The sequence below is a fragment of the Actinomadura geliboluensis genome (assembly GCF_005889745.1).
GTDB classification, from domain to species: domain Bacteria; phylum Actinomycetota; class Actinomycetes; order Streptosporangiales; family Streptosporangiaceae; genus Spirillospora; species Spirillospora geliboluensis.
The window spans coordinates 1-11,066 of the sequence record NZ_VCKZ01000311.1 but is presented as its reverse complement, the minus strand read 5'-3'; the positions used below and the strand labels follow the sequence as shown (position 1 = coordinate 11,066).

The window sequence follows — 11,066 nt, the reverse complement described above, 5'->3', positions numbered from 1 at the left end:
CGGCCCGGTCAGGCCGGACAGGCCCTCCCGCCCGTCCACCGTGGGCACGACCCGCTTCGGTTTGGCGCGCTGCTCCTCCCCCGGCACCTTCGCGACGACGACGAACGGGCTGTAATGCCCGGCGCCGAACTCGCGGGCGACGATGTCGTACGCCTGCCGGGCCTCCATCTTCGGCGACGACATGCTGTCCGCCATCACGCCGAACCGCAGGCTGAGCGTCGGGATCGACAGCGCCAGCAGGACGAGCGTCGCGACGATCGCGTACGGCCATGCGTGCCGGTCGACATGGCGCCCCCAGGCCGTCCAGCGGCGCGAGCTGCGGTCGGGCCGGACGCGCGGCAGCCGGTACCGGTCGATGCGCGTGCCGAGCGCGCCGAGCAGGGCGGGCAGCAGCGTCAGCGCGGCGACGACCATGACGGCGACGGCGAGCGCGGTGGCGATCCCGATCCGCCCGATGAACTCGATCCCGGACAGGAACAGCCCGCAGATCGCGAACACGACGGTGCCGCCGGCGAAGACGACGGCGTGCCCGGAGTGCGCCATGGCCCGGCCGACCGCGGTCTCGACGTCGTCGCCCTCGGCGAGCTGCTGCCGGTACCGGGTGACGATGAACAGCGCGTAGTCGATTCCGGCGCCGATGCCGAGCATCGCGGCGACCATCGGCGCGGTCGGGGCGATCTGGAACAGCGACGCGGAAAAGTGGATCAGCGAGTAGGCGACGGCCATCCCGCACAGCGACACCAGGATCGGGATGCCCGCCGCGAGGTAGGACCCGAACGCCAGCAGCAGCACGACCAGCGCGAGGACGATCCCGACGCCCTCCTGCGGCCCGCCCTTCGGCTGGTTGAGGATCATCGCGGTGATGCCGCCGAACTTCACCTCCAGGCCCGCCATCCGGGCGGGCTCGACGGCGCGGTTCAGCGCGTCGAGGTCGGCGTGCGAGATGTCGCTCATCGTGCCGGTGAGGTTCAGCCGGACGACGACCGCGTTGTCGTCCTTCAGCCCGCCCATGCCCTGCGCGTAGGGGTTCTCGACGAACGCGACGCGCTTCAGCGCGCCGATGTTCTCGATCGACCGGCCGATGGTGAGCGCGACCCGCCAGTCCGCCGGGCTCGCGGCGCGGGTCTCGTGGAACACGACGGTCGCGGTCGGCCCGGTCATCGCCGGGAAGTCCTGGTGGAGGGCGTCGATGGCGCGCTGCGTCTCGGTGCCGGGCAGCGTGCTCTGCTGGACGAACATGCCGCCGTGCGTCAGGCCGAGGACGCCGGTGCCGAGGATGACGGCGACCCACAGCTCGAACACGGTGCGCCGCCGCCGCACGCAGAGACGCCCCAGTGCGTCCAGGAATCGCGCCATGTCCGCAGAGAACACCCATCGGTGCAGATTTGCAATACGTGCAACTTTGCAATGGTGGTAACGTGCGTCACATGGACGAGGCGAACGGCGGCGAGGGGACGGAGCGGCCGAGCCTGCGCGAGCGCAAGAAGCTGCGCACCCGGCAGGCCATCGCGACCGCCGCGCTGCGCCTGTTCGCCGAGCGCGGCTACGAGGAGACGACGATCGCCGACATCGCCGCCGCCGCCGACGTCGCCCCGCGCACGTTCTTCAGCTACTTCCCGTCCAAGGAGGACGTGGTCTTCGCCGAGATCGACGACCGGCTCGCCGAGGTCTCCGAACGGCTGCGCCGCACCCCGGGCGAGACCCCGATGGAGACGATCCGGCGCAGCATCGTGGACGTCCTCAACGCGCTCGTGGCGGAGCACCGCGACTACGGGCCGGTGCAGATCGCCCTCGTCCTGGAGCGCCCCGCGCTCCGGGCCCGCGCGCTGCAGCGGATGACCGACGCCCAGGAGGTGATCGAGGCGCTGCTGCGCGAGCTGTGCCCCGGCATCTCCGAGATCGACGCGGTCGCCGCGTCCGGCATCGCGATCGGCGGCATGCAGGCGGTCGTCGCGCACTGCCGCCGCGAGGGCTACGACCCCCTGTCGATGCGGACGGCCCTCGACCGCGCGGTCGACATCGTGGAGCACGGCCTGATCTCGGTCGACGCCCTGTCGCGGCCGTCACCCTAGAGCGCCGTCCCCCGAACCCCGGGTACCGGCGGCGGAGGCGCCCGCCGCCGGTACCCGGCCCACGGCCCGGCTAGTCGGTGATCTTGATGCGGAGGCGGCGGAAGCCGCGGCCCTTGTTCTCGACCTTGGCGACCGTGATCCGGCCGATCTGCTTGGTGGAGCCGACGTGGGTGCCGCCGTCGGCCTGCGTGTCGAGCCCGACGATGTCGACGATCCGGACGTCCGCCACCTCCGGCGGCACCAGGTTCGTCGCGGTGCGGATGATGTCGGGGATCTCGAACGCCTCGGCGCGCGGCAGCGTCCTGACGTCGATGCGCCGGTCGGCCTCGACCTCGGCGTTGCAGGCGTCCTCGACGGCCTGCTTGAAACCGGGCGGGACCTCGCGGAGGTCGAAGTCCATGCGAGCCGTCAGCGGCTCCATGTTGCCGCCGGTGACGAGGCAGCCGTAGTCGCGGAACACCACGCCGCACAGCAGGTGCAGGCCGGAGTGGGTGCGCATCAGGGCGGTGCGGCGGTCGTCCTCGACGGCGGCCTGGACGACGGTGCCGGCGGGCGGGACCGGGTCGTCCTCCACCGGGATGAGGACCAGGTCGTCGCCCTTGCGGACGCCCGCGATCCGGGTCTGGACGCCCTGCCACAGCAGGACGCCGTGGTCCGGCGGCTGCCCGCCGCCGCCGGGGTAGAAGGCGGAGCGGTCGAGGACGATGCCGTCCGGGCCCGCGTCGAGGACGACGGCCTCCCAGTCCCGCAGCGCCTGATCGTCCAGTTCCAGCCGGGTGGTGCGTCCGAGGGTCTCGCTCATGGCCTCACGGTAGAGGTCACCAGGGTCCGTAGGGGCCGGATCGGGAACCGCCGCGGCCGCCGTTCTTCTTCTTGTACGGGGCGACGGCGGGCCGGACGTCCGCCAGGTAGACGGCGGCGGCGATGAACGCGGCGACCGGCAGGATGCCGATCAGCAGCGCGATGGGGCTGGCGCCGAGCGCCGCCGGCGCGACCGCGTACGCGGCGCCGACGACCGTCGCGACGATCAGCACGATCATCCAGAGCCGCTTGCGCCACTTGCCCGCCGCGGCGTAGGCGCCCTCGGGCACGGTCAGCGAGTCGATCAGCGCCCACGCCTCCATCACGAAGGCGATGATCAGCAGCAGCCAGAAGAAGTAGTCCAGCACATTGAAGCCCTCCACGGCTATCAGCGCTCCTGCTCGTCTCGGACGGCGACTCTCGTCGCGCACACGGCTCGTCGCTCACATGGCTCGCCGGCTCACACGGCGTCTTCCACCCCAACCCTATGCGCACTGTCCAGAGGGGCGGACGGCCGCGCGCCGACCTGCTGGAACAGACGAAGGAGCCCGGCCGGATGTTCCCGGCCGGGCCCCTCACGGCGGCGCCGTTACTTCTTCGCGGTGGTGCGGCTCTGCCGGGCGGTCCCGTTGGCGCGGCGCTGCGGCGCGGTGCGGGTCCGGGCGGCGGGCTTCGGCTCGGGCTCGGTGATCTCGGCGACCTGGACGGCCTCGCGGTTCACGACCTTGCGGCCCCGCTCGGTGAGCTCGTCGATGAACTCGACGGCGCGGGTGCCGAAGTGCGTGGCGTACGCGACCGCGGCGCCCGGCAGGTCCTTGGCCTCGACGCGCTGCTGGTAGCGGGAGACCTCGCCGCGGTAGCGGTCCACGGTCTCGCGGACCTGCTCGCGGTAGCGGTCCACCTGCCCGGGGACCTCACGGAGCTTCTCGACCGCGAAGTCGCCGGCGCCGGCCACGGTGTAGACGGCCTTGTTCTCTCGGAGGTTGCTGGCCAGCGTCATCCGACCTCTTCCTTTCCATGGGAATCATGCGGCTCTGATGGTTCCGGCGCGTCCCGGTCGTCCCGGGCCGCCGCGTCGGCGAACCCGGTGCCGGTCGCTCCGGTGGCCTCGTTCTCCTTGAGGAACGACGCGTAGATGTCGAGCAGGACCTGCTTCTGCCGCTCGGTGAGCAGGAGGTCGGCCCGGACGGCCGCCATCACGTCGGTGTCGGCCTCGCGGTCCTCAAGGATGCCGGCCTGCACGTACAGCGCCTCGGCGGAGATCCGCAGCCCCTTGGCGATCTGCTGCAGGATCTCGGCGCTCGGCTTGCGCAGGCCGCGCTCGATCTGGCTCAGGTACGGGTTGGAGATGCCCGAGACGTCCGCGAGCTGGCGCAGCGAGATCTTCGCGCGCGTGCGCTGTTCCCGGATGTACTCCCCGATGGAGCCGACCTTCGAACTTGCCATGTCTCCACCCTGCGTCATGGTGCTTGCAATTGCAAGCGCCCTTGCTAGCACTTCGTGGTGAATCGCCTCACATGCCGGAAAGGTCGGAAAGGTGAGGTCAGTCGACCTTGGAGGACGGCGCGATCCAGGTGTTGCAGACGGTCAGGTCGCGGCCGTTGAAGCCGGTCACCACCCAGCCCGCGTAGTGGCGCCCGGAGCCGTGGTCGCGCTCCTCCACCGGCTTGCGGTCCTCGCCGCGGCCCCGCACGTCCATGATCATCGCGACGTACTGCTCCCGGGTCATCGGCAGCGTGGACCGCTCCGAGCCGAGGAACGCGCCCGCGAAGCACTGCGCCTGCAGCTCGATGCGGCGGCTCGCCTCGTTGCCGGTCGCGGTGTCGCCCGTCTCGATCTGCCGGTCGCCGTAGAGCAGGATGCCCGCGCGGTCCTGGACGTGGTGCCCGTACTCGTGCGCGATCACCCGCGCGTACACGGCGTAGTGGGACAGGGGCTCGCCGCCCGACGTCTCCACCACGTGCTCCAGGCCGACGTACATCGTGTTGTTCGCCGGGCAGTAGAAAGCGGACGCGCCCGGCGCCGGGTAGGTGCCGCAGGGGCTGCGCCCCGGGTTCACCCAGAACACGCGGTTGGGCTTGTTGAACGAGATCCCGGCCTTCTGGAACTGCTTGGTCCACGCGGTGTCCAGGCAGTCGCTGAGGGTGTCCATGAACTGGCGCATCGAGTCGGCGGACGGCAGGATGCGCGGCAGCCGGCAGCTCACCGACGTCAGCGGCCCGCTCTTGTACAGCTTGCTGTCGGTGGCCTTCTCCTTGGGCGACATCGACTCGGCGCCGCGGCCGGACGAGGTGCTCGTCCCCGTGCCGCCCGCGCCCTGCGTCCCGCCGAGCACGGAGAGCACCACGATCGCCAGCACGACCAGGGCCGTCAGCCCGCCGAAGATGCCCGCGATCGTCCCGCCCGCGCTGCGGCGCGGCGGCGGGCGCATCGGGACGTACCGGTACTGCGGCTGCCCGTAGGCAGGCTGCCCGTACCCCGGCCCGTACCCCGGGCCGCCCGGCGGCTGCGCGCCGTAGGGCGGCACGCCGTGCGGGGGCCCGCCATAAGGGGGACGGCCGTACGGCGGGGCCGGTGGCCGCGACGATGGTGGCGGCGGGGGGTATTGACCTGCCATAGCGCAGAATCATCGCACGCGTTCCCGATACTATTTGCGGCCATGTCTGCTCTTGCGGCGTTGTTCCGGTTCCGGCCAGTCGTCCTGACGGTGTCGGCCGCGGTGTCGGCCGTGGCGCTGAGCCCCGTCATGACCACCCCCGCCGTAGCGGCGGGGCCGGGCGCCGGGACGGCCGCCCCGGCGGAGCGGGTGCTCAAGGACGAGGTCGTCCTCACCGCCGGCAAGGGCGGGACCGTCAAGGTGAAGGAGACGGTCGTCTACCGGTTCGCCGGGCAGAAGGGCTTCCAGCGGGCGTTCCAGACCCGCGTCCACGAGAGCCTCAGCGAGGACCGCGTCTACAAGCTGGACAACCTGCGGGCGAGCAGCCCCGACGGCGGGCCGACGCGGGTCAGCGCGTCCGAGGGCGAGACGCGCACGACCGTCAAGGTCAGCGGCACCGGCGCACTGAAGGGCAACCGCACCGTGGTGCTGGAGTACGACCTGCGCGGCGCGATCACCCCGATGGGCGGCGCGGAGGAGCTGCGCTGGCCGGTGATCGGCGGCTGGAAGGTCCCGGTGGACGAGGCCAAGGCCGTCGTGGACGGCGGCGCGATGATCCGCAGCGTCAACTGCTTCACCGGGCCGATCGGCAGCACGATCGGCTGCACGCAGTACTACACGAACCACACGCACACGCAGGGCGTCTACGCCCAGCAGGGCATGCTGCCCGGCGAGTACCTGACGGTCGTCGCGGGCCTGCCCGCGGGCACGACCGGCGGCAAGGCGCTCTACGAGCGGCGGCACACGCTCGCGACCGCGTTCTCCGTCAACGCCGTGACCGGCTCCGTGCTCGCCGGCCTGCTGGTGCTGCTGGTCGGCGGCGTCGCCGCCCTCTACCTGCTGCGCGGCCGGGACGCCCGGGTCGTGGGCAAGAAGGCCGCCGAGGGCGACCAGGCGCCGGTCGCCGGGGCCGAGTTCGAGCCGCCGGACGGGGTGCGGCCCGGCCAGATCGGCACGCTGATCGACGAGCAGGCCGACGTGATCGACGTGACCGCGACGATCGTCGACCTCGCGGTGCGCGGCTACCTGCTGATCGAGGAGGAGGACCGGGCCCGCACCGGCCGCCTCGACTGGACGCTGCGCCGCCTCGACCGCCCGCAGGTCGACCTCCTCCCCTACGAGCGGATCCTGCTGGACGCGCTGCTCACCGCCCCCGACGGGACGGGCCGCGACGCGGTGAAGCTGTCGGAGCTCGGCGGGACGTTCGCGACGAAGCTGGCGCAGGTCAGGTCCGCGATGTACGACGACGTGGTGAAGCAGGGCTGGTTCGCCCGCCGCCCGGACACCGTCCGGTCCCGCTGGACGGTCGCGGGCATCCTCGTGACGCTGCTCGGCATCGGCGCGACGGTCGCGCTGGCGCTCACCACCGAGTGGGCCCTCGCCGGCCTCGCGCTGATCATCGCGGGCGCGGCGCTGGCCTATGGCGGCCAGTACATGCCCGCGAAGACGGCGCGCGGCGCGACGGTGCTCGCGCACACGATCGGGTTCCGGGCGTTCCTGGAGCGCGGCGCCGTCCCGGACGGGGACGCCGTCGCGTCCCGGCAGCGGATCGCGCTGTTCTCCCGGTTCCTGCCGTACGCGGTCGTGTTCGGCACCGTCCCCAAATGGGCGGAGACGGTCAAGGACGCGGGCGAGCAGGGCGCCGACAACCTGTACTGGTACGAGGGCCCGGCCGAGTGGGACCTGTCGAAGTTCGCCGAGTCGATGCGCACGTTCACGCTGGCCACCTCCGGCTCCATCTCGCAGTCGCGCGGGTTGTGACCGGGCGCCGGGCGCCGGGCGGGCACGGGCGGTTAACCGCCTGACGCGGGGTAGGTGCCGGGGCGAGGAGGTGTCGCCTCATGTTCCTGGCAGACCAGCTCCCCCCGCCCGGCGGCAGCGACCTCGGGACCTCCTGGTTCTTCTACGTGGGGCCGGCCGTCATCTTCCTCGCGGTCGTCTTCTGGGTGGTCGTCACCCTCACCGCGTCCCGCAAGCCGCCGCGCAGCCGGAGGACGATGGGCGGCCTGCCCAACCGCGGGCCCGTCCAGGGCGGGGTCATCCAGGGCAGCCCGTCCCAGCGGACGCGCCGCGACCCCGCGCCGTCAGTGACGCATCGCGAGGTCATGGAGCACATCGAGCAGGCCCGCGCCGAGGAGGAGGCCGTCCAGCGGCCCGAACCGCCGCGGAAGGGACGCAGGCGGAAGCGGCGGCGCCTGTTCGGCGGACGCTGACCCCCCCGACCCGGCCGGCCTCGACCGCCCCTGATCACCCCACGTAAGATGTCTGACGTCTTACTTGGGAGGGTTCGTGGGATTGAGTCCCGTTTCCAGCGGCTCGACGGTGGACGCCGTGCTGGAGCAGCTCCAAGCGCAGGTCAGCGCCGGCTCCTGGCCGGTCGGCGAGCGGATCCCGGCGGAGACCGACCTCGCCGCCCAGCTCGGCGTGAGCCGTCCGGCCGTCCGCGAGGCGATCCGGGCGCTGTCGCACGTCGGGGTGCTGGAGGTGCGGCGCGGCGACGGGACGTACGTGCGCAGCAGCGCCGACCCGCGCCCGCTGCTGCGCCGGGTCGCGCGGGCGTCGGCGCGGGACGTGTTCGAGGTGCAGCTCGCCTACGACGTCCAGGCGGCCCGGCTCGCGGCCCGCAGGCGCACCGCCGCCGACCTGGAGCGGCTGGAACTGCTGCTGCGCGCCCGCGACGAGGCGACCGAGCCGGACGCGTTCGGCGCCGCCGACGCGCGGTTCCACCTGGGGGTCGCGGAGGCGTCCCGGAACCCGGTCCTCATCGAGGCGATGCGGTACTTCATCGACCGGCTGCACGAGTCGATGCGCGCGATCCGGCTCGACCACGACGTCCCCGAGGCGGGCCCGGCCCGGCACCGCGCCGTGCTGGACGCGATCGCGGCGGGCGACCCGGAGGCGGCGGCGTCGGCCGCGGCGGCCGTCGCCGAGCCGACCCTCACCGTCCTGGAGTCCCTGCTCGGCGAGGGGACCGCGCGCGGCGAGGCGGCCCCGTGACGGCGCGGCGCGCCGGGCTGGCCGGCTCCCTGCTCATGATCGTCCTGGTGGCGGTCAACCTGCGGCCGGCGATCGCGGCGGTCGGCCCGGTGCTGACCGAGATCAGCGACGAGTTCGGGCTGTCCGGGACGGCGGCGGGCGCGCTGACCACCCTCCCGCTGGTCTTCTTCGGCTCCTACGGGCTGGTCGCGGCGTTCCTGCCGCGGGCGCCGCGCGGCGAGACGCTGCTGGTCAGCGCGATGGCGCTGCTGGTCGGCGGGCTGCTGCTGCGGCTGCTGGACGGCTCCGCGGCGCTGTTCGCCGGGTCGCTGGTCGCCGGGATCGCGATCAGCATCGGCAACATCGCGATGCCGGGCATCATCAAGCGCGACCATCCCGCCCGGATCACCACGGTGACGGCGGTCTACACGGTCGCGGTGACGGCCGGGGCGTCGCTGTCGTCGGGGTTCGCGGTGCCCGTCGAGCACGCCTTCGACTCCGGCTGGCGGCTGCCGCTCGGCCTGCTCGCGGTCCCCGCCGCGCTGGCCGGGCTGCTGTGGGTGCCGCGGGCGCGCCGCGCGGCGCACGCGGCCCGGTCGGCGCCGCCCGCGGCGCACCGGCGCGGCGTCACGGCGCTGGTGTGGCGGTCGGGCCTCGCCTGGCACGTCACGGTGTTCATGGGCCTGCAGTCGCTGCTCGCCTACGTGGTACTCGGCTGGCTGCCGACGATCTGCCAGGACCGCGGGATGGACGAGGCCGCCGCCGGCTACGTGCTCGCCCTGACGTCGGGGGTCCAGGCGATCGGGTCGCTGGCCGTCCCGGTGCTGGCGCGCCGGACGCGCGACCAGCGCCCGCTGGTGGTCGCCACGGCGGTGCTGGCCCTGGTCGGCTTCGCCGGGACGACGTGGGCGCCGATCGGGTCGGTGTGGGGCTGGGCGGTGGTCCTCGGCTTCGGCCAGGGCCTCGGGTTCGCCACCGCGCTGTCGTTCATCGGGCTCCGCGCCCACGACGCGCAGGTCGCGGCGCAGCTGTCCGGGATGGCGCAGGGCGTCGGCTACGTCATCGCGGCGCTCGGCCCGCTCGCGCTCGGCGCGCTGCACGACGCCACCGGCGGCTGGAGCGTTCCGATGGCGGGCGTGCTCGCGGTGTGCGCCGCCATGGCGGTGCCCGGGGTGGCGGCGGGCCGCCTCCGCACGGTCGGCGCCCCTTCCGCGCCTTCCGAGGGGGTTAACTCGCATATCAGCGGACACATCCCTAATTGACCCCGTGTTGGGGCCGATACGCCATCGGGAGGTGACCACGATGCTCGCCGCGACTCTTGCCGAGACGGCCACGCCCAGCGTCGCGCTCAGGTGGGTGTGGATCATCATTGTGGTGGGCACTGTGCTGACGGTCGCCCGTCTCTACATGACCCGGACGGCGTCGTCCCGGAAGATCCACCCCGACCGCCGGAACGACCAGGAGAACCACCGCGGCATGGAGCAGGGCGGAATGTACACCTACCGGCCGGGGATGTTCTCCCACAGCTACCCGCCGGCGCGGGACGGCCAGTGGGAGGAGTTCCGCAAGGACAACCCCCAGCCCGGCCGCGAACCGAAGAAGGTGTGGCCGGACGGCATCCTCTACGAGCAGACGGTCTTCAAGGAGGAGATCGAGCAGCTCAAGCGGACGCCCGAGACCCGCTAGGACGCGCCTAGGACGCGCCGCCCGGCACGCTGCCGCGCGGCGCGTTCCGGCTAGAACACGTCGGGCGCGGGACGGACTGCGCCCACGACGCCGTCCCCGCCCCGCACCTCGACCACGGCCAGCTCCTCCAGGCCAGGCTCGTCGAGGCCGAGGGCCCGCAGCAGCGCCACGGTGACGGGGGTCCGCGCGCGCATCGCCCCGTCGTCGATCTTCACGGCCCCCGCCCGGCCGTCGGTGTACGCGAACGCGTCCACGCCCTCGGCGCCGCACTTGACGAGCAGGCCGGGAACGGCGTCCATGAGCTGCCGCTCCTCGCGCCGGGTGCCGGACGTCCACTGCGGGTGGGTGCGCATCGCGTCCGCCACGCGCCGCTCGGGGCTGCCCGGTGCGGCGAGCACCAGCGCGCGGAACGCCCGCGCGACCCCGACCGTGGACACCGCGAACAGCGGCGCCCCGCACCCGTCCACGCCGACGGCGGCGACCGGCTCCCCGGCCAGCTCCTCGACGACCTCCCGCACCGCCTCCTGCAGCGGGTGCGCGGGGTCGAGGTAGGTCTCCTTCGGCCAGCCCGCCGCGACGCACGTCGCCAGCATCGCGGCGTGCTTGCCGGAGCAGTTCATCCGCATCCGGGACGGGCCGCCGCCCTGCCGCGCGACCGCCTGCTGCGCCTCGGGGTCGATCGGCCAGCTCTGCGGGCACCGCAGGTCGTCGGCGACCAGCCCGGCGCCGGCGAGGATCTTCTCGGCGCCCTCGACGTGGAAGTCCTCCCCGGAGTGGCTGCCGGCCGCCAGCGCGAGCAGCTCGTCGTCCAGGCCGAGCCCGCTCCGCAGCATCGCGACGGCCTGCATCGGCTTGTTGGCCGACCGCGGGAAGAT

13 protein-coding genes are annotated in these 11,066 nt (G+C 73.2%); 6 read left to right on the top strand and 7 right to left on the bottom strand.

Annotated features, from left to right (window positions below):
• Positions 1–1,356: MMPL family transporter (locus ETD96_RS32245; RefSeq protein WP_171069336.1), on the bottom strand; the 1,356-nt coding region annotated here is incomplete at its 3' end.
• A 71-nt stretch (positions 1,357–1,427) separates the two neighbouring features.
• Between ETD96_RS32245 and ETD96_RS32240 the strand changes: the two genes are divergently transcribed.
• Entirely contained in the window at positions 1,428–2,072 is a 645-nt protein-coding gene (locus tag ETD96_RS32240) for a TetR family transcriptional regulator (protein ID WP_138640264.1), read from the top strand.
• 70 nt (positions 2,073–2,142) lie between these two features.
• Here ETD96_RS32240 and ETD96_RS32235 read toward each other — a convergent pair whose 3' ends face one another.
• The 5 genes from ETD96_RS32235 to ETD96_RS32215 form a co-directional block, all read right to left on the bottom strand.
• Positions 2,143–2,874, bottom strand: a complete 732-nt coding sequence (locus ETD96_RS32235) for an alanyl-tRNA editing protein (RefSeq protein ID WP_138640263.1) — start codon at positions 2,872–2,874, stop codon at positions 2,143–2,145.
• Positions 2,875–2,890: 16 nt separating this feature from the next.
• Entirely contained in the window at positions 2,891–3,256 is a 366-nt protein-coding gene (locus ETD96_RS32230; protein WP_240808380.1) for a DUF2516 family protein, read from the bottom strand.
• Between the two features lie 206 nt (positions 3,257–3,462).
• On the bottom strand, positions 3,463–3,873 hold the full coding sequence (locus ETD96_RS32225; protein WP_138640262.1) for a hypothetical protein: 411 nt from the start codon (positions 3,871–3,873) through the stop codon (positions 3,463–3,465).
• Positions 3,870–4,319 carry a helix-turn-helix domain-containing protein gene (locus ETD96_RS32220; RefSeq protein WP_240808379.1) on the bottom strand — a complete coding sequence of 150 codons (450 nt, stop codon included), beginning with the start codon at positions 4,317–4,319 and terminating at the stop codon, positions 3,870–3,872. Before ETD96_RS32220 ends, ETD96_RS32225 begins: the two co-directional genes overlap by 4 nt.
• Before the next feature lie 97 nt (positions 4,320–4,416).
• Positions 4,417–5,400 (bottom strand): neutral zinc metallopeptidase, encoded by a 984-nt coding sequence (locus ETD96_RS32215; protein WP_240808378.1) that lies wholly within the window; start codon positions 5,398–5,400, stop codon positions 4,417–4,419.
• 132 nt (positions 5,401–5,532) lie between these two features.
• Here ETD96_RS32215 and ETD96_RS32210 point away from each other — a divergent pair, with 132 nt between their 5' ends.
• The 5 genes from ETD96_RS32210 (at position 5,533) to ETD96_RS32190 (ending at position 10,191) form a co-directional block, all read left to right on the top strand.
• Entirely contained in the window at positions 5,533–7,290 is a 1,758-nt protein-coding gene (locus ETD96_RS32210; RefSeq protein ID WP_138640261.1) for a DUF2207 domain-containing protein, read from the top strand.
• Between the two features lie 80 nt (positions 7,291–7,370).
• Positions 7,371–7,742 carry a hypothetical protein gene (locus ETD96_RS32205; RefSeq protein ID WP_138640260.1) on the top strand — a complete coding sequence of 124 codons (372 nt, stop codon included), beginning with the start codon at positions 7,371–7,373 and terminating at the stop codon, positions 7,740–7,742.
• A gap of 76 nt (positions 7,743–7,818) precedes the next feature.
• Positions 7,819–8,526 carry a FadR/GntR family transcriptional regulator gene (locus ETD96_RS32200; protein ID WP_205719549.1) on the top strand — a complete coding sequence of 236 codons (708 nt, stop codon included), beginning with the start codon at positions 7,819–7,821 and terminating at the stop codon, positions 8,524–8,526.
• A complete protein-coding gene (locus ETD96_RS32195; protein ID WP_138640259.1) occupies positions 8,523–9,767 on the top strand; it encodes a CynX/NimT family MFS transporter in 1,245 nt (414 codons plus the stop codon). Before ETD96_RS32200 ends, ETD96_RS32195 begins: the two co-directional genes overlap by 4 nt.
• 40 nt (positions 9,768–9,807) lie before the next feature.
• A complete protein-coding gene (locus ETD96_RS32190; RefSeq protein WP_171069335.1) occupies positions 9,808–10,191 on the top strand; it encodes a hypothetical protein in 384 nt (127 codons plus the stop codon).
• 50 nt (positions 10,192–10,241) lie between these two features.
• On the opposite strand, the gene ETD96_RS32185 is transcribed toward ETD96_RS32190, so the two are convergent.
• Positions 10,242–11,066 (bottom strand): asparaginase (locus ETD96_RS32185; RefSeq protein ID WP_138640257.1); only part of this gene is annotated, 825 nt, incomplete at its 5' end.

What these genes read in the sequence shown, in the direction of transcription:
- ETD96_RS32240 (WP_138640264.1), top strand. Translation starts at nt 1,428, where the DNA reads ATGGACGAGGCGAACGGCGGCGAGGGGACGGAGCGGCCGAGCCTGCGC.
- ETD96_RS32235 (WP_138640263.1), bottom strand. Translation starts at nt 2,874, where the DNA reads ATGAGCGAGACCCTCGGACGCACCACCCGGCTGGAACTGGACGATCAG.
- ETD96_RS32225 (WP_138640262.1), bottom strand. Translation starts at nt 3,873, where the DNA reads ATGACGCTGGCCAGCAACCTCCGAGAGAACAAGGCCGTCTACACCGTG.
- ETD96_RS32220 (WP_240808379.1), bottom strand. Translation starts at nt 4,319, where the DNA reads ATGGCAAGTTCGAAGGTCGGCTCCATCGGGGAGTACATCCGGGAACAG.
- ETD96_RS32210 (WP_138640261.1), top strand. Translation starts at nt 5,533, where the DNA reads ATGTCTGCTCTTGCGGCGTTGTTCCGGTTCCGGCCAGTCGTCCTGACG.
- ETD96_RS32205 (WP_138640260.1), top strand. Translation starts at nt 7,371, where the DNA reads ATGTTCCTGGCAGACCAGCTCCCCCCGCCCGGCGGCAGCGACCTCGGG.
- ETD96_RS32190 (WP_171069335.1), top strand. Translation starts at nt 9,808, where the DNA reads ATGCTCGCCGCGACTCTTGCCGAGACGGCCACGCCCAGCGTCGCGCTC.